We start from the raw sequence: 21,812 nt of genomic DNA, 5'->3' as shown, positions 1-21,812 counted from the left end.
GACGCGGGGGTCAGCCGGTCACAGCCCGTCCACGCGGTCCGGGGGTGCGGACAGCCCCGGGTTGGCCTTCAGGTAGTCCACCAGGTTCTGCAGGTCCTCGGGACCACCGACCAGGTTGGTGCCCTCGGTGAAGACGCTGAAGCCGTCGCCACCCTCCTGCAGGAAGTTGAGGGTGGAGACCCGGTAGACCTCGTCATCCTCCAGCGGGACACCGTCCAGCTGCATGTCGCTGACCTTCTCACCCTCGGGCTGGCTGTCGTCCCAGGTGTAGGTGAAGCCGTCCGAGACGCCCAGCGCCAGGTAGGGACGACCGCGGTCCGGGATGTACTGCTGCTCCAGCATCCGCTTGATCTGGTCACCGGTCATGTCGATCGAGACCAGCAGGTTGCCGAACGGCGCGACGTTGTAGGACTCCTCGTAGGTGATCTCACCCGGCTCCTCCTCGTTGCTGATCTGGTCGACGAGGAAGCTGGCGCGGACGCCACCGACGTTCATGAACGAGATCTGTGCGCCGCCGTCCTCGGGGGCGGAGGTGCCGAACAGGATGGAGTCGGCGACCAGGTTGGCCATCGGGGTCTCGATGCCGCGGTCACCACCGGCGTCGCCGGTGATGTCCTCGGTGATCGTGCCGACCACCTCGCCGGCGACCACCTCGGACAGCTCCTGCCACGGGGCCAGCAGCGCCGTGATCGCGGCGTCGGCCTGCTCCTGCAGGACCAGGTGGTTCTGCGAGGCAACGGCGTCGCGGACCACGTCACCGGTGCTCCGGCTGAGCACCAGGTCCGTGCCGGTCACCACGTAGCCGTACTGCGCGGCACTGGTCACCATGCGGGAGTTGCCGTCCGGGTCCGGGATGTCGCAGATGTAGGGCTGGTGGGTGTGACCGGTAACCACCATGTCGATCGCGGGGTCGAAGTTCTCGGCGATCTCCACGATCGGCCCCGAGGGGCCCTCGCAGTCCTGGTAGGTGCCGGCCTGGTAGCCGCCCTCGTGCAGCAGCACGACGATGGCCTCCACGCCCTGCTCCTGGAGCGCGGCGGCCTCGGCGTTGGCCGTCTCCACCTCGTCCAGGAAGTCCACGGTCGCGACCCCGCCCGGGCTGACCAGGCTGGGGGTGTCCTCCAGGGTCATCCCGATGAAGCCGACCTGCACGCCGTCGATCTCGCGGACCTCGGTGGCCTCCAGCAGCGACTCACCGCTCTCCTTGTCGACCACGTTGGCGCTCAACCAGTTGAACTCGGCTCCCGGGTACTCCTTGTCCTCGAAGTAGCAGCCGTCCACCGGGTGGCACCCCCCGTGCTGCATCCGCAGCAGTTCCTCGGTGCCCTCGTCGAACTCGTGGTTGCCGACGCTGCTGATGTCCAGGCCGACCGCGTCGAGCGCCTCGACAGTCGGCTCGTCGTGGAACATGCCGGACAGGAAGGTCGACCCGCCGATGAGGTCACCGGCGGCGACGGTCAGGCTGTGACCCTCCTGGTAGTCGCCGCGCAGGTTCGTCAGCGTGGTGGACAGGTACTCCACCCCGCCCACGATGTTCTGGTCCGGGTCCTGGACCTCGTCCAACGTGGCGTCCTGGGCCTCAAGGTGGCCGTGGAAGTCGTTGAACGACAGCAGTTGCAGGTGCAGGCTGTCGAACCAGGCGGGCAGCGCCGCGTTGACGTCGGTCTCGACCGCCTCGCCGAGGGCGGACTGCCCGCCGAGCAGCGTCACGCCCTGCGGGGACAGCACGTCCAACGCGTCCTGCGTGGTGGGGGTCAGGCCGGTCGGGCGGCTGAGCAGCACCGGCAGGCCCTCGGCGCCGGCCAGGTGGGCGCCGGTCAGGGCGTCCGGGAAGTCGAGCCCGGTGGCCAGGTATGCCGTCGCGACGTCCTTGGGGTACGTCGCCGCGATCGCCGCGGCCGTGCCGTAGCGGTCGTCGCCGTAGAGACGGGAGGTGTCCGGCACGATCTCCTCGACCGCGGTCACCACGTCCTCGCTGATCGCGCCGGGCCCGCCGAAGACCACGACCGACTGCGGCTCCAGGTCCGCCAGCACCTCGGCGGTGGACTCCGGCAGCTCACCGGGCTTGGTCAGCAGCACGGGGGCGCCCTGGCTGTCGGCCAGCGCGGCACCGGTCAGCGCATCGGGGTAGTTCTCGCCCGTGGCGAGGAAGACGGCGTCCAGCCCCTGGGGGTAGCCCGCAGCCAGCAGGGCCGCGGTCTCGTAGCGGTCGGCGCCGTAGATCCGCTCGACCTCGCCGTACTCCTCCAGCTCCGCCTCCACCTCGGCGGAGATGGCCCCCGGGCCGCCGATGATCCGGATGGTCGAGGGTGCGAGCTCCTCCAGCGCCGCGGCCGTGGCCGCGGGCAGGTTGGCCTTGCGGGTCAGCAGGGTCGGCGACGCCGCCAGCTCCTCGGCCGCCGCCGTCGGGTTCTCGTAGATGCCGGCGGTCAGGGCGTCGGCGAAGTTCTCACCCGTGGCGATGTTCACGTGGGTGGAGCCTGCGGGGTACTCCGCCGCGACCAGGGCGGCGGTCTCATAGCGGTTCGCCCCGCCGATCCGGTCGGCCGTCTCGGCTGCCGGGCTGACGTCGGCAGCCACTCCGGCCGCCGTCGCCGACAGCAGGGAGCCCAGCGAGCCGGACGATACGTTCGTTACGGCGCCGGACGAGAGCGCCATGCCTGTTCCGCTGGCGACCAGCGTTGCGGCCGCGAACGCGGCGATACCGCCGCGTCGGAGCCGTCGGTGGGTGGATGTCACGAGAAAACTCCTTTGTCTGCGCCCACGGCGGGCGACACGGGGACCACAGGCACCGCCCGACACGGGAGATGACCTGCTGGGAGGCTAGTGCCCGACGGTGACTCGGTCCAGACCTCGGAGCAACCTGACGGTGAACTGACATCGACCCGGACGCGACGGGCGCGTGCGGGTCGACTTCAGTGGTGCGGGTTCAGCGACCGGCGCGGCTGTTGCGGGAGAACGCCGCGGCACCACCGGAGCTCGTGGAGTACACGGTCGCCCGGCCACCCGAGCGGCGTTGGCCGCCGCGGCCCCCGGCAGCCCCCTGGCCCTGGCGGCCCTGCCCGTTCCGGGCCTGCCCGTTGCGGCCCTGCCCGTTGCGGCCCTGACCGTTGCGGCCCTGACCGTTCCGGGACTTTCCGCCGCGGGGCGCCCCGGCGCGCGGCCGACCCTGGCTGCCTCCGCCCCCGGACCCGGCGGGCACGGGCGGGACGTAGGCCCCGCCGAACTCCCGCTCACCGGGCGCCAGCTCGCTCAACAGCGGGTGGGACCGGTCGACCCGTGTCGTGGTGGCCTTGATCCCGGCCTTGCGCGTCAGGTCGCGCACATCCCGGACCTGCTCGTCGGTCATCAGCGTGATCACGGTGCCGGAGTTGCCCGCACGCGCGGTGCGTCCGGACCGGTGCAGGTAGGCCTTGTGCTCGACCGGCGGGTCGGCGTGGATCACCAGCGCGACGTCGTCGACGTGGATGCCGCGGGCCGCGATATCGGTGGCGACCAGGGTCTGCGCCGCACCGCTGTGGAAGGCCTCCATGGTGCGGGTGCGGGCGTTCTGGCTCAGGTTGCCGTGCAGTTCCACCGCGGGCACCCCGGAGGCGTTCAACTGGCGGGCGAGCTTCTTGGCGCGGTGCTTGGTCCGGGTGAACACGACGGTCCGGCCCGGTGCCGCGGTCAGGTCGACCAGCACCGGCAGGTGTGCCTCGGAGGTGACGTGGAGCACGTGGTGCGACATTGTGGCCACCGGGGACTGCGGCGAGTCCGCCTCGTGCGTGACGGGCCGGCTCAGGTAGCGCTTGACGAGCACGTTCACCCCGGCGTCGAGCGTCGCGGAGAAGAGCATCCGCTGGCCCCCGGAGGGGGTGCGGTCCAACAGCCGCTTGACGCCGGGCAGGAAGCCCAGGTCAGCCATGTGGTCCGCCTCGTCGAGGACGGTGACCTCCACGGCGTCCAGGCTGGCGTGCCCCTGGCCGATCAGGTCCTCCAACCGGCCGGGGCAGGCGACCATGATGTCGACGCCACCGGCGAGCGCCCGGACCTGCGGGTTCTGGTTCACCCCGCCGAAGACAGTCATCGAGGTCAGGCCGCTGGTCTTGGCCAGCGGGGCGAGGGCGGTCTCGATCTGACCGACCAGTTCACGGGTCGGCGCGAGAATCAGTGCCCGGGGGCGCTTGGGGCTGCGCCTCCTCCCCGAGGCGGACAGCCGCGCCACGAGCGGCAGCAGGAAGGCGTAGGTCTTGCCCGAGCCGGTGCGGCCCCGGCCGAGCACGTCGCGCCCGGCGAGGGAGTCCGGCAGGGTGGCCGCCTGGATGGGGGTGGGGGTGGTGATACCCCGGGCGTCGAGCACGGCGCACAGCGGGGCAGGCACGCCGAGGCGCGCGAAAGTGTCCTGGGACAAGGAGAGTCTCCGTCGTTGCTGGTGATGTGTCCCGCCCGGCGCGTTGGCCCGTCCACTGCTGTGGGAACGGCCGCGCGACTCAAGACATCCGGCTCCCGGCCGGGGATCGTATCGCCAGGCAGCCCGTGGCAAGACGGAACGGGCTGCTGCCCACCAGTCTACGGCATCGCCGCCTCCTGACCGACCAGGCGACTCGCTCCCCCACATCGACTCGCGACCCCGGGACGGTTCGCTACCCTGCGGCCATGACCGCATCCAGCCCGTCCCGGCTTCCCGAGCCGTCGGCGGCCCGCCCCGTGCGCAACGGGCTCATCCTGCTCGCCGTCGGCGTCGCACTGTGGCTCTACCGGACGGCGCTGGAGCCCTCACCGGACGGTGGGGGCGCGCCCGCCCTGGTCGCCACGCTGGCGGTCATCGTCGCCCTCATCGGCATCACGTGCTTCACCGTCGGGCTGCAGCGGGCCGTCCGCAAGGTCGACGAACTGCACGCACGGTATGTCGAGGCTCGTCCCGAGCCGGGTGTCGCGACCCGGCCGCCCGCAGCATCCTGACGATGACGACGAGCGCGACGAGCTCCCCTCCGTCAGTCGGCTTCGTGGGCCTGGGCCCGATGGGCCTGCCCATGGCACGGGCCCTCGCCCTCGGCGGGGTCGACCTGACGGTGTGGAACCGCACGGCGAGCAAGGCGCACGACCTGGCCCACGACATACCGTCCGTGCGCGTCGTCGACAGCCCCGCCGGGGCGGCCGCCGACATCGTGGTGGCGATGCTGCACAACCTCCCCCAGGTGCAGGACGTGGTCGACCGCCCCGACGGACTCGCGGCGGGCTGGGCCACCCGGGACTCGGACGCACCGGCTCCGGTACTGGTGGTGACGAGCACGGTCAGCCCGGTGGCCGTGCGCGCGTGGGCCGGCGAACTCGCCGACCGGGGCATCCGCCTGATGGACGCCCCCGTCAGCGGCGGCCCGCGCGGGGCACAGGAACGCCGCCTGAGCATCATGGCGGGCGGGTCGCCAGAGGACTTCGCGACGGTCGAGCCGGTGCTCGCGCTGATGGGGACCACGGTGCGCCACCTCGGACCCGTCGGGTCGGGGGCGCTGACCAAGGCGTGCAACCAGATCGTGGTCGGCGCGACCCTCTCGGCCCTGGGTGAGGCGCTCCGGCTGGCCGAGGCCGGGGGCCTCGACCTGGCCACCGTGCTCGAAGTGCTGGACGCCGGGCTCGCCGGCTCCCAGGCCCTGCGGCAGAAGCAGCACCACTGGCTGTCCGGCGACTACTCCGGTGGCGGCAGTGTGGACAACCAGCTCAAGGACCTGGGCTTCGGGCTCGCGGCCGCCGGGGAGCTGGGGGTGTCGCTCCCGGTCAGCGAGGTCACCGAGGAGGTGTACCGGCGTCTGGCCGAGCAGGGGGCCGGCGACCTCGACCACAGCGTCACCTTCCGGCTCGACTAACCGGGGGGCGGGCGGCGCTCGTCGTCCACCCCGGCGAGGGCCCAGCGCACCGTCCCGGCCGCCGCCCTGCCCAGCGGTCTCCCCACGCGGCGGATCGCCCCGGCGGGTAGCCGGACGCCGAGCTCGCCGAGCTCCCACGGCTCGAGCAGCGAGAGCGCGCCGGCCGCGAGCATCCCGTAGCCCGGCCGGGCCGGCAGCGCCAACGGCGGGTGGAGCAGCAGGAAGCGGGCGGCATCGCGTGCAGCGGGGGTCGCCTCCAGCTCGGGCCGGTATGCCGTCAGCCGGGCCCGCAGACCGGCGACGGTGGTCGGGGGGTCGGGCACGCCGAGCCGGGCCGCCACCCGACCGGTCTGCTCGACGTACTCGTCGGCCCGCGCCGTCGTCAGCGGGCGGTCGCCGAACGCCTGGTGGGCGGCGAGGAAGCAGCGGACCTCGGCCAGGTGCACCCAGGTCAGCAGGTGGGGGTCGTCGGCACGGTAGGGGCGGCCGAGCTCGTCCTTGCCCCGGACCCGGGAGTGCACGGCGCGGATCCGCGCGATGACCGCCTCCGCGTCCGGGACGGTGCCGTAGGTGGTGACGGCCAGGTAGTTGCTGGTGCGCTGCAGCCGACCCCACGGGTCGGACTTGTACCCGCTGTGGCCGGCCACGCCCGCCATCGCCATCGGGTGCAGGGACTGGACCAGCAGCGCCGCGATCCCGCCGACGAACATGGCGGCGTCCCGGTGCACCTGCCAGACGGCGTCCTCGACCCCGAACCAGCGCTCGCCCCGCACCCCCCAGATGGCCCGGGCCCGTTCGGCGGCGTCCTCCCCGGCCACCTTGGCGCGCAGGGCTGCCCCGGCCCGGCGCTGGAGGGCGAGGATCGGCATACCCCAGTATCGCCCCGTTAGAGTTCCGGGCGTGGGCGCGTTGTTCGGCGGACGGTACGAGCTCGTCGATCCTCTGGGCGCGGGGGGTGGCGGAGACGTCTGGCGCGCCTGGGACCACCGCGAGCGCCGCTACGTCGCCGCCAAGGTGCTCCGTCAGGTGGACGCCAGCTCCCTGCTCCGCTTCATGCGCGAGCAGTTGGTCCGGGTCGAGCACCCCCACGTGCTCACCCCGCTGGGCTGGGCCGGGGAGGACGAGCGGGTGCTCTTCACCATGCCGCTGGTGCGCGGCGGGTCCGCGGCCACCCTGGTCGGCGACCACGGACCGTTGCCACCCGCCTGGGTCGCCACACTCCTGGACCAGCTGCTCGCCGGGCTGGAGCAGGTCCACGGGGCCGGGGTGGTGCACCGGGACGTGACCCCGGCCAACCTGCTCCTTGACGCGACGGGCTCCGGCGTGCCGCACGGGCGGCTGTCCGACTTCGGCCTGGCCACCACCCTGGGTGGGCCCCGCCTGACCACGGGGCCGGTGGCGCACGGCACCCCCGGGTACCTGGCCCCCGAGGCGCTGGAGGGCGCGGAGCCCGACCCGCGGGGCGACCTGTACGGCGCGGGGGCGACGGCATACCAACTGTTGGTCGCGCAGCCGCCGCAGCCGGACGCCGGGGCCGCCGAGGCGCTCATCCGGGCCGAGGTCCCGGCGGCCCTGGCCGGGCTGGTGCTCGACCTCCTCGCGCCGGACCCCGCCGACCGCCCGGAGTCGGCGGCGGCGGCACGGGAGTCGTTGCGCGCGACCGGGCTGATCTCCCGGAGTCCCCGCGACCTTGGGGACGGCGAGGTCGAGGTGTTCGACCAGGTCCCCGACCTCCCGGCCGGGTGGACCGAGGAGGGACCCGCGACCCCACGCGAGCACCCCTGGGTCAGCGACGGGGTGTCGCCCGTGGCGGATCGCCTCGGCCCGCAACCTGCCACGGCCGGCAGGGGCCGTGTGGTCCTCGGGGGCGCGCTGCTGGCGGCCGGGCTGGCGGCGTTGCTCACCGCGCTGGTGCTGGCCCTCGGGTAGGCGCGGGCCGCCGCCCGCCCCGGTCGGCTGGTTACCCTGGGGCGGTGGCCGACCAGACGCGCAACCGCCAGGTGCAGGCGGAGATCTACGGGGAGTCCCTGGACGGTGTCGTGCACCGGCTGGGCAGCACCCTCGGGCTGACCCAGGCGCAGCTCGCGCAGGTGATCGGGATCTCGGCACCCATGCTGTCGCAACTGGTGACCGCCCGGCGGGTCAAGCTCGGCAACCCCGTGGCAGTGAACCGATTGGGCGCCCTCCAGGAACTCGCAGGACGGGTGGCCTCCGGTGCCGTGGCCGCGGCCGACGTGCCGGACCGGCTGGACGAAATCCGGCAGGTGAGTGGGCAGTGGACGCTGTCCCAGCCCGTGGCCCGCCTCGAGGACACCCAGCCGTCAGACGGGGGCGAGACGCCCCGGGCGGTGCACCGACTGCTGCGTGCCGTCGCCTCCGGCCAGGAGCTGCGGAACGCGGCGGACCTGCTGGAGCCCGCCCACCCAGGGGTGGCCGAGCTCCTGCGGGTCTACGGCCTGGGCAGCGCCGAGGAGGCCGCCCGGCACTTTGCCTCGCACCGCGACCTCTGACCGGAGGCGGGACGGGCGCGTGGGTCAGGCTCGTCCGCGGGTCCCCAGGAGCCAACCTCCGGCGACGACCAGCAGCAGACCGCCGCCGGCCAGCAGCCAGGTCAGCGGGGAGATCCCCGCGGCGTCCGACCCGGCGTCCCCGGCTGGTCCGGCGGCGTCGACCTCTGCGTCCTGCCCGTCCGGACCCGCAGTCGCCGGGGCCCCGTCGGTGGTCGCGCCCGCCGCATCCTGCTCGCTGTCCGCCTCGGTCTCCTCGACGAGAGCCGCGCGGCCGGCCTCGGTCAGCGGCTCCGGATCCGCCAGGGGCGTGGGCTCCGCCACCGGGTCGCCGGCCACCTCCACCTTGAGGGTGTAGGGGACCACGCTCTGGTCGCCGTTCTGGAGGCTGACCATCACGAAGTAGTCGCCGGCCGCGTTGGGGGGATTGCCTTCCGCCGGGTCGACCGTGTCCCGCATCCGGTCGGCCAGCACGTCACCGTTCGACATCCCGGTGATGAAGGACCCGGATCGATAGCCGACGCTGCTCTCCTGCGGGCGCAGCGCCGTGCGGTCCGGCGCCGCGAAGTTCAGCTGCATCCCGTTGAGACCGGTGAGACCGGACTCCGGGCTGACCGCCGTCGCGAGTCGCTGACCCGGCTCCAGTCGGACCGTGTAGAGGTGCACCTCGCCATTGGTGATCTCCGCACGGTGCACGCCCGGCTCGATCGACGCAGCGGTCGAATAGTTCAGCCCGGGGAGGACGGGCGTGGCACCGTCCCGGTCCGACTGGGAGATGGTGGGCAGCTCGATGTCTGCGGCGGGTGCCTTGGTCACCGTGCCGGGGTCGACCGGCTGGGTGACGCGCAGGGACAGCTCGACCGGCAGGTCCACATTCACCGCGTGCTTGCCGGAGCGCTCGACCGACACCACGGCATACCCGTCGGGGAAGCACGCGTGATCGGCCTCGGCCGGCCGCGAGATCTGCACCGCCGTCGGCGGACCACCGAGGATGTTGCTCGCCCTGCCCTGGTCGTAGGCCGACCCGCACCGCCGGTCGCCGAGGTGGTCCACCGCGATGGCACCGAACTCCATCGAGGAGCCCCCGTCCTGCGGCCGGATCAGTGAGGCGGCCGTATGCAGCACCTCGCCCTCCCGCATCGGCACGGCGAAGTACTGGATGGCACGCTCGGGAGCGGCGCCCTCGTTGCTGCCCAACTCCAGGACGTAGTCACCCTCGGTCAGCTCCAGCGCCTCCGCCTCGGTCGCACCCCCCTGGACCGGTTGACCGGCCGGCACATAGCTGCGCAGCGCCCGTTGGACCTGCACGCTCAGCTGCTCGGTCAGCTCTCCGGCGTCGCCGGCATCCGCATAGGTGCCACCGGTTGCGTCGGCGATGCACCGCAGCTGCTCGCGGGCCTGCGCGTCGACGCGGAACCCGACCGTGTGCACCGCGAGGTCGACCCCGGCGTCGCGGAGGTCGGCGGCCACGTCACAGGGGTCCGGCGGCGCGCAGGTGTCGATCCCGTCGGAGACGAGGACGATCGAGCGCGGTCCCTCCTGCCCCAGGGCCTGCGCCGCCTCCTCAAGGGCCGCGCCGATCGGGGTCCACCCGGATGCGGTGACGGCGTCGACCTCCCGCGTCACGGCGTCCTTGTCGATGGGGCCGACCTCAGCCAGCGTGACGATGTCCTGACAGCCCGCCTCCTTCTCGGCCTCGGTGTTGCCGATCTCGCTGCCATAGACCATCACCCCGAGCCGGGACTCCTCCGGGCTGGCCGCGATCAGGTCGGTGACCGCCTGCTTGGCCACCTCCATCCGCGGCCCCCCGTCACCGGCGTCCTCCTCGAGCATCGAGCCGGACGCATCGAGCACCAGCATCACCGGCGGCTGCTCCGTCGTCGCCCCGGACTCCGCTGACTCCTCGTCCTCCGGTGCCGCAACGGCGGGCAGCGCCACGACGGCGAGGAGCGCCACGGTCCACCCCAGCACGGCGGTGCGGAGCGTGGCGCGGCGACGGTCAGGTCGGGCGGTGCGTCCCATGATCTCGGGTTCCATTCTACGGTCGGCTGATTTGCAATCGGGAATCTAGGGATTTACTTTCGCAAAGTCAAGCCTCGTGTCGTCCTACGTCACCCGCGTGCCGGGCACCGTCACCCGCACGGGTGACGGACGGCATGCGTGCTCGGCGAATCGTAGGGAGCATGACATCCGCACGCCACGACACCAGCCAAACCGCTCCTCCCGCAGGACTCCCGCGCCGCACCGAACCGCGCCGTTGGGTCGGCAGTGCGGCGGCGGTGCTCGGCGCCGCCACCGCCGCCCTCGGCGCACTCTGGCTCGCCGATCCCGACCGGAACCCGCACGGCCCCGGTGGTGACCTCGACTCGCTCCTGGGCAACCTCGTGTCGCCGGGGGGTGCCGCGCTGGTCCAGCTCGTCGCGGGTCTGCTCGGACTGGGCCTGGCGACCTGCGCCCTCATGGCAACGCGGCGGGCCGGGGCCCGGTGGCCCGCCTGGGTAGGCCCGACGGGTGCGGCGCTGGCCGGCGTGATCGGTCTCGGCCTGCTCGGCATCGGCGTGATCATGGGACTCGGCTACCTCACCGCCTGCGCCGTGCCCGTCGGGTTGGTCATCCTCGTCATCGGACTGCTCCGGCAGGGCGGCCGCTCCCGGTGGGTCACCATGCTCGTGCTGACCGCCGTCGCCGCCGGTGGCGTGTTCAGCGGCATCCTGACCCCCGAGGCGGCGGCCATCACCAACCTGTTCGGCGAGTTGCTCACCGAGGCACCCCGCCAACTGGCGGCGCCCTTCACGCTGACCGCCACCGCGCTGGTCTGGGCGGTGCTGGGCCTGCAGGCCGCGACGTCCCACGGGGGACTGGACCGCGCGGCCGGGTGGGTGCTGCGACACCGGACGGCCATCACCGTGATCGCGGCGCTGGGCCCGTTGCCGTACTCGGTGCAGCGGCTCAGCTGGCTCACCGACTGGCCGCTCCTGGTGCCGGCCGACCTCACGCCGGACATGCGGCTCTGGGGACTCATGCTCTCGCTCGGCGGGTGGGCCGGGTTCGCGCTCACCCTGGGACTCATCCAGCGCTGGGGCGAGGTCTTCCCCCGCTGGGTCCCCGGTGTGGCGGGGCGGGCGGTGCCGGTCTGGTTCGCCGCGGTGCCCGGTGCCGCCGTGGCTGCCGCGCTCACCGTCTCGTCAGTGCCGATGGTGACCATGTTCGGGCAGAGTGGCCCGACGCAGGCGCTGGTGAGCGCGCTGATCTTCCCGTTCTGGATCTGGGGTCCCGCCCTGGGGCTCGCGGTCTGGGGCTACGTGCTGCACCGGCGCTCCGACGGCGCAGCCCCCGGGCGGAGCCGTTAGAGGTCCGCGGCGGTGAGGTCGGTGGCGATCGCGATCCGGTTCCACACGTTGATCGCGGCGATCGCCATGATCAGGTGTCCTGCACCCTTCTCCCCCCACTCCCGCACGGTCTCCTCCCAGACCTCGTCGGACACACCGCCCTCACCCAGCCTGGTGACCTCGTCGGTGAAGGCCAGGGCCGCCGCCTCGGCACCGGTCCACAGGTCGGCCTGCCGCCAGTCCTCCTGCACCGCCGCGATCCGCTCCTCGGTCTCCCCGGCCTTGCGGGCATCACGGGTGTGCATCGCCAGGCAGTAGCTGCACCCGTTGAGCGAGGACGCCCTGATCTTGACCAGCTCGTAGACGACCTTGTCGTTGTTCTTCCGGGCGTAGGCCTCGAGGGCGAGCACCGGGGCGTAGGACAGCGGGAGGACCTTCTGCATCTTCATCCGTGGCATCACCCCACTATGGAGGGGCTGTCGGTGGTGGCTCGACCGAATATTGGCCGGAGCGCGGAGGGCGCCTCCGGTCAGGAAAGGTCGCTTGAGCCTTTGCTGGGCGACCGGACCGCGTCGAGGTCCGCCTTGGTCAGCACCGATCTCGTCTCGAGGCCAAGGTCTGCCAGTGCCGCACCACCTGCCCCACTGCGGTTGATGGCGCACAGGACGACGGCGATGGTGGCATCGAGTTGGCGCAGCGCGACGGTGGCGTCCCGGACCGCCCCACCTGTGGTGATGACGTCCTCGACGAGGGTGACATGCCGGCCGCGGGGGTCAGCCCCCTCGGCCAGGCGGCGCGTCCCGTGCCCCTTGGCCTCCTTCCGGATGAACACCGCCGGGATGCCCGTCAGGGAGCTGAGCATCGTGACGATCGGCATGCCGCCCAGCTCCAGGCCCCCGAGGAGCTCGGTGTCTGCCGGGACCAGCGGGACCATGGCCTCAGCGACGCGTCGCAACAAGTCTGGCTGAGACTCGAACAAGTACTTGTCGAAGTACTCGTCGACGGATTGGCCGGAGCGCAGGATGAACCGACCGGTCAGCCGGCAGGCCGCGTCGAGGTCCTGAGCGAGAAGCTGACGGTTCATGGCCCCGAGGATTCCACGAAGGAACGGGTCGGGTCAGGACCCGAAGGTGAATCGGGTGCAGTCCCGGGGGAAGGCGAACCAGGCCATGGCCCGGCGCGGGGTGATGACCCGCAGGCCGCCACCGTCCTCACCCGACCAGGAGTCGGCGGTCGGCGCATAGCCCGCCTCGGCATACTTGACGAAGGCCTGCGCCAGCCGCGCACCCAACCCGTCCGCCTCGGCCCGGGTGGCGTGGGACGTCCCCTCGACGACCACCACCTCGCGTCCGCTCTCCAGGGTGAGGGTCACGGCCGGGTTGGCCTCGACGTTCCGGGTGTGCCGGGTGGTCGGGGCGCCGTCGTACCAGAACTTCCCGTCCACCCAGACGCCCCAGCGCGGCACCGAGTGCGGCGTGCCGTCCGGCCGCACACTGCACAGCCAGTAGTGCTCCGACGACACGAGGCGCTGCTCCACCTGCGCCCAGTCCAGCAGCCCCTCGGAGGTCTCGGGGACGCCGTAGCCGTCCGGGAACGTGGGACGGTCGGTTGTCGGCTCACTCGGGTCCATCCCACGAACGTAGACCCGACCACCGACATTTAGCCTCTGAGTGAGTCCGCGGGCGGGCCGAACGTCCGACCGGGACACGTGGTGATCTCTGAGCACTGAGTGGTCGCCCGCGGGCTCGGTGTCTGGTCGAGCGGTGTCCTTGTTCGGGAACTTGGGGCCAGCCGATGGGCGTGGACTCCTGCTTAGAGAATGTCTGGGCTGTGGCCGCGATGGTCAGTCACCTGGTGAACACGAGTCGTCGCGGAGCGTGTAGCTGCCGACACGTGAGGTCGCGCCACACCTGTGGTCCGCGCCCGAAGGTCGGCATGGCCCACTGTGCTACTGGGATGGTCACTGTGCGCCGGTCCGGACAGACGCACAGTGACCATCTCAGTAGCAGAGTCGCCATCTCAGTAGCAGAGTCGCCATCTGTGTAGCGGAGTCGCCACCGCAGGAGCAGAGTCTGGCCCAGAAACGCCGATCGGCCCTCCAGTCAGCGAAGGTCTTCCGCTGGCTGGAGGGCCGATCGGTTTCTGTGCGCGAGGGGGGAGTTGAACCCCCACGCCCTTTCGGGCACACGGACCTGAACCGTGCGCGTCTGCCAATTCCGCCACCCGCGCGAGTGCTGGAACAGGTTAGCACGGTGCCAGCCGTGATCAGGAATCGAGCGGAGCGGTCGCGAAGGTCCAGGTGGACGTGTCGGGGGACGGCTCCCCGATTCGCCCAGGGAGGGCGGATACGATCGGCCAGGTGGCCGCGGGCGGCACCGATCCGCCCGCGTGCCTGCGGGAACCGCAGGACCGGCAGGCGGCCGGTCCGTCACTGACGAAGGGAGTGGACGGTGGGAATCCTCGACCGGGTCGAACGCGGCCTGGAGCGTGCCGTCAAGGCGCCCTTTGCGCGCGTCTTCAAGGCGGAGGTCCAGCCGGTCGAGATCGCCTCGGCGATGCGGGGGGCGATGGACGAGCGGGCGGCGGTGCTGGGGCCGGGGCGCACCATGGTGCCCAACGTCTTCACGATCGAGCTGGCCAAGACCGACTTCGAGCGCCTCGCCTCCTACGAGGAGGCGCTGACCGACGAGCTGGTGGCCGCCGTGGAGGACCACGCGCAGGCGCAGCGCTACACGCCGGCGGGGCCGATGGAGGTGCGGCTGAGCAGCGACGAGGAGCTCGAGACCGGCATCTTCCGGGTCCGGCCCGTCTCCAAGAACGCCCGCCGCCGGCAGCGCCAGCAGGAAGGTCCTGGCCAGCAGGGAGCGCCGCGGCAGCAGGGTGGGCAACGACCCTCCGGTATGCCGAATGGTCCCGCGGGACCGCAACGGCCCCGCCCCGACCAGCGCCAGGGGGGACGCCCCGAGCAGCGACCGGGCGGGCCGGCGCCCGCCGGGGTCGGCGCGGCAGGTGCGGCCGCGTTCGGCGGGGGCGGCGGATCCGGCTCGGACGGACCACAGACCCGGCAGTTCCCCGCGGCCAGGCCGCCCCAGCAGCGCCCGGCCCAGGCCCGGCCGAAGGGTCCGTGGATCGACATCTCGGGGCGCCGCCACGACCTGCGGGCCGCGGTGACGACCCTGGGCCGGGACAACTCCGCCGACATCGTCGTCGACGACCCGGGTGTCTCCCGGCGTCACGCCGAGTTGCGGATCACCCACGATGGCCCCCACCTCCAGGTGTTCGTCCGCGACCTCGGATCCACGAACGGCACCTACCTCAACGGCGACCAGGTCGGCAGCGAGCAGCTGCAGAACGGCGACCGCCTCACCATCGGTCGCAGCACCGTGACGTTCCACCTGGACGGGGGACGATGAGCGAGCTGACGCTGAACATCGTCCGCCTGGGACTGCTCGTCCTGCTGTGGGCCTTCGTGTTCAGTGTGGTCAGCGCCCTGCGGGGCGACCTCTACGGCACCCGGGTGACCACCCGCAGCGCCGCCCCGCAGCGCCGCGAGGGCCGACCGGCCCGCAACACCCGTGCGGCCCGCAAGGGTCCCTCCCACGTCGCGGTCGTGGCCGGCTCGCTGCGCGGCACCACCGTGCCGCTGACCGACAACGGCCTGCTCATCGGCCGCAACCCGGAGTGCTCCCTGGTGCTCACCGACGACTTCGCCTCCGGTCGGCACCTGCGCCTCTACCCCGGCGACGGTGGCTCTTGGTACGCCGAGGACCTCGGGTCCACCAACGGCACCTTCCTGAACAACCAGCGGATCACCGCCCCGACCGTCGTGGAGCCCGGGACCCGGCTGCGGATCGGCCAGACCATCCTCGAGCTCAAGCGGTAGCCGATGTCCGTCGCCTTCCGCTATGCGGCCCGCTCCCACGTCGGGCTCGGCACGAAGTCCCGCAACGAGGACTCCGCCTACGCCGGGCCCGAGTTGCTGGTGCTCTGCGACGGCATGGGCGGGCACGCCGCGGGCGACGTGGCCAGCTCCCTGGTGGTCGGCGAGCTGGTGCACCTGGACGGTGAGAGCCACGGCGCTGACGACATGCTCGACATCCTGGAGCGCTCCGTGCTCTCGGCCAACGACCGGCTCGGCGAGGTCGCCGAGGAGACCGAGAGCCTGGACGGGATGGGCACCACCTGCATCGCGATGATGCGCTCCGGGGCCAAGCTGGCGGTCGCCAACATCGGGGACTCCCGGGCCTATCTGCGCCGCGGGACCCGGGTCACCCAGATCACCAAGGACCACTCGTTCGTGCAGAAGCTGCTGGACGAGGGGCGGATCAGCGAGGAGGAGGCGCTGCACCACCCGCAGCGCTCGCTGGTGACCAAGGTGCTCACCGGCCGGGAGGGCGACGAGCCGGATCTGTCGATGCGCGAGCTGCGGGTCGGGGACCGGCTGCTGCTGGCCTCGGACGGCCTCACCGACTACGTGGCCGAGGGCACGGTCGCCGACCTGCTGCTGGAGGAGGCCTCGCCCGGCGCCATCGCCGACCGGCTGATCGAGATCTCGCTGCGGGCCTCGGTGCGCGACAACGTCACGGTGATCGTGGCCGATGTCGTCCCGGCGGGCGAGGGCACCACCAAGCCCCAGGTGGTCGGGGCGGCCAGCGAGCGCCGGGGCATGGCCCTGCTGGCCCCGCAGACCCCGGCGGAGAAGGCCGCGGCCCTGGCGCGGGAGGTGCACGGGCAGGACGGCGAGGCGCTCGAGCTGGCCGAGGAGAGCGACTCCTCCGGACCCCTGGCCTGGGTGCGCCGCACCCTGATCGGCCTGGCGATCCTGCTGGTGGTCGCGGGGGGCGGCTGGGCCACCTATGACTGGAGCCAGCGGCAGTACTTCGTCGGCGAGGAGGACGGCCACGTCGCCATCTTCCGCGGCGTCTCCCAGGACCTGGGCCCGATCGAGTTGTCGCAGGTCGAGTCGGTCTCCGACATCGAGGTGACGGCGCTGCCGACCTACTACCAGCAGGAAGTGCGCGGCACCCTGTCGGCGGACGACCTGCCCGGGGCCGAGTCCATCGTCGACGAGTTGCGCCAGCTGGCGCTGCCCCGCTGCCGCGACCTCACCCCACTCCCCCTGCCCACCGCGTCCGAGGACCGGGTGACCGTCACTGTCGGCCCCGACGGCGAGCCGGTCACGGCCACACCCGACCGGGCAGCGAGCACCGCCGGGCCACAGGACCGCGAGTCCCGCACCGCAGGGCCGGAGGACACCGACGAGGCCACCGCGACCGGCCCGGTGGCCCCGACGCCCGAGGTGCCCACCGAGGACTGTCGACCATGAGCACCGTCACCTCGGTGCGCCCGCGCACCGGCCGCAACACCGAGCTCGTGTTGCTGCTCTTCGCCATCGCCATCGTGCTGCTGGCCTACGTCAACGTGGGGCTGGCCCTGGAGGGCACCGTCCCGGCCGACCTGGTGACCCACGGCGGAGGCCTGCTCGCGATCACCGGGGCTGTTCCACCTGTTGCTGCGCTGGAAGGCCTCGTATGCCGACCCGCTGCTGCTCCCGATCGCCACCCTGCTCAACGGGTTGGGTCTGGTGATGATCCACCGGCTCGACCTCGGCTCCGGCCGCTCCCCGGAGGTGTGGGCCTCCACGCGGCAGCTGATGTGGAGCGTGCTGGCGATCGTGATCGCGGGGGTCGTGCTGTTCCTGGTCCGCGACCACCGGCTGCTGCGCCGCTACACCTACGTCGCGATGGCCGCCGGAATCATCCTGCTCCTGCTGCCGATGGTGCCCGGCCTCGGCGTGGAGGAGTTCGGCTCCCGGCTGTGGATCCGGATCGGGCCGTTCAGCTTCCAGCCGGGCGAGCTCGCCAAGATCGCCCTCACCGTCTTCTTCGCCGGCTACCTGGTCTCCACCCGCGACGCGTTGTCCCTGGTGGGCCGCAAGGTCCTCGGGCTGCAACTGCCGCGCGGACGCGACCTGGGGCCGTTGCTGGCCGCCTGGGGCCTGTCCATCGTCATCCTGATCGGGCAACGGGACCTCGGGTCCTCCCTGCTCTTCTTCGGGCTGTTCGTGGCGATGCTCTACGTGGCCACCGAGCGGGTGAGCTGGATCGTCATCGGCCTCGCCCTGTTCACCGGCGGGGCGTATGTCGCGTGGCAACTGTTCGCGCACGTCCAGACCCGGGTGCACCTGTGGTTGGACCCCTTTGCCAGCGACGTGCAGTCCGACCAGGTCGCCAAGGGTTTGATGGGGATGGCGCACGGCGGCCTGTTCGGCACCGGTCTGGGCAACGGCTACCCGAGCGAGACCTACCTGGCCAACAGCGACTACATCGTGGCCAGCTTCGCCGAGGAGCTCGGCATGATCGGCGTCTTTGCGATCCTGGTGCTCTACGGGCTGTTGGTGCAGCGCGGGCTGCGCACCGCCATCGGGGCACGTGAGGGCTTCGGCAAGCTGCTGGCGACCGGCCTGTCCTTCTCCTTCGGCCTGCAGGTCTTCGTCATCGTCGGGGGCATCACCCGGGTCATCCCGCTGACCGGCCTGACGACGCCGTTCATGTCCGCCGGCGGCTCCTCCCTGCTGGCCAACTGGATCATCCTGGCGCTGCTGCTCCGGATCAGTGACCACGCCCGGCGCCCGGTCTCGGAGCGGGTCCACGACGAGGTCGGGTCCACCGCGCCGCAACCGGCAGGAGGGTCCCGGTGAACGCCCCGATCCGCAAGCTGGCGGTCGTCGTGTTCGCGATGTTCGCGGCCCTGCTCATCGCCACCACCTACATCCAGTTCGTCCAGGCGGACGACCTGCGCGACAAGCCCGGCAACCGGCGCACCCTGTTGTCCAACTACAGCCGGGATCGCGGCGCGATCCTGGTCGACGGCGACCCCGTCGCCCGGTCGGTGGCCTCCGGCGACAACCTGCGCCGGATCCGGGAGTACCCCCAGGGGGACCTGTACGCCCACACCACCGGCTACTACTCCTTCATCTACGGCGCCGGCGGCGGCCTCGAGCTGTCCCGGGACGCTCTCCTCTCCGGCACTGACGACCTGCTGTTCTACCGCCGCATTGTCGACCTGGTCACCGGCACCACCCCCAGTGGCGCCTCGCTCGAGCTGACCCTCGACCCGGAGATCCAGCAGGCGGCCGACGACGCGCTCGGCGAGCGCCGCGGCGCGGTCGTCGCCCTGGACCCGCAGACCGGCGCGATCCTGGCGATGGTCAGCCACCCGACATACGACCCGAACCTCCTGGCCTCCCACCAACTCGGCCAGGTGGAGGATGCGTGGGCCGAGCTGTCCGGCGATCAGGGGCGACCCATGATCAACCGGGCCATCGCCGGAGACCTCTACCCGCCGGGCTCGGTCTTCAAGCTCGTCGTGGCTGCCGCCGCCCTGGAGTCCGGCGACTACGAGCCGGACAGCACGCTGCAGGCACCACTGCGCTACACCCTGCCGAACACCACGACCGAGTTGCCCAACTTCGGCGGCGCCGCCTGCGGCGACAACGACGAGGCGAGTCTGGCCGACTCGGTGCGGGTGTCCTGCAACACCTCCTTCGCCTGGCTGGCCGGGGAGCTCGGGGCCGGCGCGATCAACGACCAGGCGGAGGCGTTCGGCTTCGGGCAGTCCCTCCAGGTCCCGATGTCGGTGACGTCCAGCACCTATCCGGGAGACCTGGACGACGCCCAGGTGGCGCTGACCGGCATCGGGCAGTATGACGTGCGGGTCACCCCCCTCCAGGTGGCCATGGTGTCCGCCGCCATCGCCAACGACGGGGTGGTCATGGAGCCCTACCTGGTGCGCACGGTCCGCGACCAGGACCTCAACACCATCGACCAGACCTCCCCGCAGGAGCTGTCCGAGGCGACGTCTCCGGCGACCGCGGAGGAGCTCACCGCGATGATGGAGTCGGTCGTGAGCTCCGGCTCCGGTCAGGCGGCGGCGATCCCGGAGGTCCGGGTCGCGGGCAAGACCGGGACGGCGGAGTACGGCTCGAACGGGGCCGCCCACGCCTGGTTCACCGGCTTCGCGCCGGCCAACGACCCGCAGATCGCGGTGGCCGTGATCGTGGAGAGCGCCTCGGACGACTGGACCGGGGAGACCGGAGGAGTGGTGGCGGCACCGATCGCACGGGCCGTCCTGGAGGCGGGGGTGAACCGGTGACTGACGAACCACGCGTGCTCGGCGGACGCTACGAGGTCGGCGAGCTGATCGGGCGGGGCGGCATGGCCGAGGTCCACGTGGGCCACGACCTGCGGCTGGGACGCACGGTTGCGATCAAGATCCTGCGCACCGACCTGGCCCGGGACACCTCGTTCCTGGCCCGCTTCCGCCGTGAGGCCCAGTCCGCTGCGGGGTTGAACCACCCCGCGATCGTGGCCGTCTACGACTCCGGGGAGCAGGAGCACCGGGAGGCCGGCGGAGCCCCGGTGATGGTGCCCTACATCGTGATGGAGCACGTCGAGGGCAAGACGCTGCGCCAGGTGCTCAACGACGAGAAGGTGCTGGACCCCGACGAGGCCGCCCGGATCAGCGCGGCCGTCCTGTCGGCGCTGGAGTACTCCCACCAGCGCGGCATCGTGCACCGCGACATCAAGCCGGCCAACGTCATGGTGACCCGCGGGGGCGCGGTCAAGGTGATGGACTTCGGCATCGCCCGCGCGCTGGCCGACACCGCGGCCACCATGACCCAGACGCAGGCGGTGCTGGGCACCGCGCGCTACCTGTCTCCCGAGCAGGCCCAGGGGCTGGAGGTCGACACCCGCTCCGACCTGTACTCGGCCGGGTGCCTGTTCTACGAGTTGCTCACCGGCCGCACGCCGTTCGTCGGCGACCCGGTGTCCCTGGTGTACCAGCACATCGGGGAGCAGGCCAAGGCGCCCTCGACGGTGCAGCACGACCTGGCCCCCGCCATGGATGCCGTGGCCCTGCACGCCCTGCAGAAGTCCCCGGACGCCCGCTACCAGACCGCCGCGGCGTTCCGGGACGATCTGCACGCCGCCCGGTCCGGGCGCACGGTCAGCCCCGACGCCCAGGAGACCCTGGACCGCGTGGGGTATGCCGCGGGCGCGGCCGGCGTGGCAGCCACCGGGCGGGCGGACCAGCCCACCGAGGCGATCCCCACCCAGGCCGGGGGCCCGCAACGTCGGCCCGTTGGTCCACCCCCGCCGGCGCAGCGGCCCCCCGAGAGCACGCGCACGGCATACCGGGAGGACCACGAGAGCACCGACGAGATCCCGGTCCGCGAGGAGCGGCACCGGGGCGGTTGGATGGTGCTGAGCATGCTCGCCCTGCTCGCCCTGGCCGGCGTCGGATGGGTGGTCTTCCAGGTCCTCGGGCCCGGCAGCGACGACCCGGAGGAGCCGATCATGGTCACCGTCCCCGACGTGGTCGGGGAGACCGAGGAGCGGGCGGTGCAGCAGATCGAGAATGCCGGGCTGGTCGCCGATGTCAGCTACCAGGCCGATGACGCCGCCCAGGGCCGGGTGATCGACCAGACGCCGGACGGCAACACCCGGGCCGAGGAGGACAGCACGGTCGAGGTCGTGGTCTCCCAGGGGCCGGACTCGATCACCGTGCCCGACGTCCGCGACTTCACCGAGCAGGCGGCGCGGGCCAGGCTGCGTTCGGTCGGCCTCGAGGTGGAGGAGGAGGTGCAGGAGGAGCACAACCCGGACTACGAGCAGGGCCGGGTGATCGACACCATCCCGGCGATCGGCGAGGCCGCCGACCCCGACACCCCCGTGGTGCTCACCGTGGCCAGCGGCCAGGTGGAGGTGCCCGACGTGGTCGACGACAACGTCAACGAGGCGTTTGCCACGCTGAGCAACCAGCTGCGGCTCGACGTCACCATCGAGTACGAGCGGACCTCCTCGACCGACCCCAACACGGTCCTGGCCCAGTCCATCGAGCCGGGCGAGGAGGTCGACTACGGCACCGAGATCACGCTCACCGTGGCGCAGGCCCCGCCGGAGACGGTCACCGCGACCGAGTCGATCACGGTCACCACGACCCCGACCGAGACCGCGCCACCGACCGAGACCGACGAACCGACGGACACCGACGACCCCACGACCACCGACCCGCCGGGGGACAGCGAGACCCGCACCTTCGGCCCGGGTCCGGGGGACTAGTCGCAA

17 protein-coding genes, 1 tRNA gene and 1 pseudogene are annotated in these 21,812 nt (G+C 72.2%); 11 read left to right on the top strand and 8 right to left on the bottom strand.

Annotation, left to right across the window (positions count from 1 at the left end):
- Positions 1-18: 18 nt before the first annotated feature.
- Complete coding sequence (locus AC1QRC_RS03545) at positions 19-2,739, bottom strand: cell wall-binding repeat-containing protein (protein WP_484205451.1); 2,721 nt, start codon at positions 2,737-2,739, stop codon at positions 19-21.
- A gap of 190 nt (positions 2,740-2,929) precedes the next feature.
- Positions 2,930-4,393 (bottom strand): DEAD/DEAH box helicase, encoded by a 1,464-nt coding sequence (locus AC1QRC_RS03540; RefSeq protein WP_484205450.1) that lies wholly within the window; start codon positions 4,391-4,393, stop codon positions 2,930-2,932.
- 245 nt (positions 4,394-4,638) lie between these two features.
- Here AC1QRC_RS03540 and AC1QRC_RS03535 point away from each other — a divergent pair, with 245 nt between their 5' ends.
- Positions 4,639-4,944 carry a hypothetical protein gene (locus AC1QRC_RS03535; RefSeq protein ID WP_484205449.1) on the top strand — a complete coding sequence of 102 codons (306 nt, stop codon included), beginning with the start codon at positions 4,639-4,641 and terminating at the stop codon, positions 4,942-4,944.
- Positions 4,945-4,946: 2 nt separating this feature from the next.
- Entirely contained in the window at positions 4,947-5,846 is a 900-nt protein-coding gene (locus AC1QRC_RS03530) for an NAD(P)-dependent oxidoreductase (RefSeq protein ID WP_484205448.1), read from the top strand.
- Here the strand turns inward: AC1QRC_RS03530 and AC1QRC_RS03525 are convergent.
- A complete protein-coding gene (locus AC1QRC_RS03525) occupies positions 5,843-6,715 on the bottom strand; it encodes an oxygenase MpaB family protein (protein ID WP_484205447.1) in 873 nt (290 codons plus the stop codon). The two genes, AC1QRC_RS03530 and AC1QRC_RS03525, sit on opposite strands and share 4 nt — an antisense overlap.
- A 31-nt stretch (positions 6,716-6,746) precedes the next feature.
- Between AC1QRC_RS03525 and AC1QRC_RS03520 the strand changes: the two genes are divergently transcribed.
- Positions 6,747-7,775: a serine/threonine-protein kinase gene (locus AC1QRC_RS03520; RefSeq protein WP_484205446.1), complete on the top strand. Its 1,029-nt coding sequence runs from the start codon at positions 6,747-6,749 to the stop codon at positions 7,773-7,775.
- 44 nt (positions 7,776-7,819) lie between these two features.
- Positions 7,820-8,356 carry a helix-turn-helix domain-containing protein gene (locus tag AC1QRC_RS03515; protein ID WP_484205445.1) on the top strand — a complete coding sequence of 179 codons (537 nt, stop codon included), beginning with the start codon at positions 7,820-7,822 and terminating at the stop codon, positions 8,354-8,356.
- 24 nt (positions 8,357-8,380) lie between these two features.
- Here AC1QRC_RS03515 and AC1QRC_RS03510 read toward each other — a convergent pair whose 3' ends face one another.
- A complete protein-coding gene (locus tag AC1QRC_RS03510) occupies positions 8,381-10,375 on the bottom strand; it encodes a vWA domain-containing protein (protein WP_484205444.1) in 1,995 nt (664 codons plus the stop codon).
- A 161-nt stretch (positions 10,376-10,536) separates the two neighbouring features.
- Between AC1QRC_RS03510 and AC1QRC_RS03505 the strand changes: the two genes are divergently transcribed.
- Positions 10,537-11,703: a hypothetical protein gene (locus AC1QRC_RS03505; RefSeq protein ID WP_484205443.1), complete on the top strand. Its 1,167-nt coding sequence runs from the start codon at positions 10,537-10,539 to the stop codon at positions 11,701-11,703.
- Here the strand turns inward: AC1QRC_RS03505 and AC1QRC_RS03500 are convergent.
- The 4 genes from AC1QRC_RS03500 to AC1QRC_RS03485 all read right to left on the bottom strand — a co-directional run bounded on the left by AC1QRC_RS03500 (position 11,700) and on the right by AC1QRC_RS03485 (position 13,911).
- On the bottom strand, positions 11,700-12,131 hold the full coding sequence (locus tag AC1QRC_RS03500) for a carboxymuconolactone decarboxylase family protein (protein WP_484205442.1): 432 nt from the start codon (positions 12,129-12,131) through the stop codon (positions 11,700-11,702). The two genes, AC1QRC_RS03505 and AC1QRC_RS03500, sit on opposite strands and share 4 nt — an antisense overlap.
- Before the next feature lie 80 nt (positions 12,132-12,211).
- Complete coding sequence (locus tag AC1QRC_RS03495; RefSeq protein WP_484205441.1) at positions 12,212-12,766, bottom strand: orotate phosphoribosyltransferase; 555 nt, start codon at positions 12,764-12,766, stop codon at positions 12,212-12,214.
- Between the two features lie 33 nt (positions 12,767-12,799).
- Positions 12,800-13,312, bottom strand: coding sequence for a pyridoxamine 5'-phosphate oxidase family protein (locus tag AC1QRC_RS03490; protein WP_484205440.1), 513 nt, complete (start codon positions 13,310-13,312; stop codon positions 12,800-12,802).
- A 515-nt stretch (positions 13,313-13,827) separates the two neighbouring features.
- A tRNA-Leu gene (locus tag AC1QRC_RS03485) sits at positions 13,828-13,911 on the bottom strand.
- 221 nt (positions 13,912-14,132) lie between these two features.
- Here AC1QRC_RS03485 and AC1QRC_RS03480 point away from each other — a divergent pair.
- The 6 genes and pseudogenes from AC1QRC_RS03480 (at position 14,133) to pknB (ending at position 21,806) form a co-directional block, all read left to right on the top strand.
- On the top strand, positions 14,133-15,095 hold the full coding sequence (locus tag AC1QRC_RS03480) for an FhaA domain-containing protein (RefSeq protein WP_484205439.1): 963 nt from the start codon (positions 14,133-14,135) through the stop codon (positions 15,093-15,095).
- The gene (locus AC1QRC_RS03475) at positions 15,092-15,565 is read left to right on the top strand and encodes an FHA domain-containing protein FhaB/FipA (protein ID WP_484205438.1); all 474 of its coding nucleotides are present in this window, start codon (positions 15,092-15,094) and stop codon (positions 15,563-15,565) included. Before AC1QRC_RS03480 ends, AC1QRC_RS03475 begins: the two co-directional genes overlap by 4 nt.
- Before the next feature lie 3 nt (positions 15,566-15,568).
- Positions 15,569-17,008: a PP2C family protein-serine/threonine phosphatase gene (locus AC1QRC_RS03470; protein WP_484205437.1), complete on the top strand. Its 1,440-nt coding sequence runs from the start codon at positions 15,569-15,571 to the stop codon at positions 17,006-17,008.
- Positions 17,005-18,382 (top strand): annotated as a pseudogene (locus AC1QRC_RS03465) (FtsW/RodA/SpoVE family cell cycle protein). Before AC1QRC_RS03470 ends, AC1QRC_RS03465 begins: the two are co-directional and overlap by 4 nt.
- Positions 18,379-19,836: a peptidoglycan D,D-transpeptidase FtsI family protein gene (locus tag AC1QRC_RS03460; protein WP_484205436.1), complete on the top strand. Its 1,458-nt coding sequence runs from the start codon at positions 18,379-18,381 to the stop codon at positions 19,834-19,836. The pseudogene AC1QRC_RS03465 and the gene AC1QRC_RS03460 overlap by 4 nt, the downstream one beginning before the upstream one ends.
- A complete protein-coding gene (gene pknB, locus AC1QRC_RS03455; protein WP_484205435.1) occupies positions 19,833-21,806 on the top strand; it encodes a Stk1 family PASTA domain-containing Ser/Thr kinase in 1,974 nt (657 codons plus the stop codon). The genes AC1QRC_RS03460 and pknB overlap by 4 nt, the downstream gene beginning before the upstream one ends.
- Positions 21,807-21,812: the final 6 nt, after the last annotated feature.

This window comes from Ornithinicoccus sp., from assembly GCF_057176825.1.
This window is presented reverse-complemented; position numbering and strand designations above follow the sequence as displayed.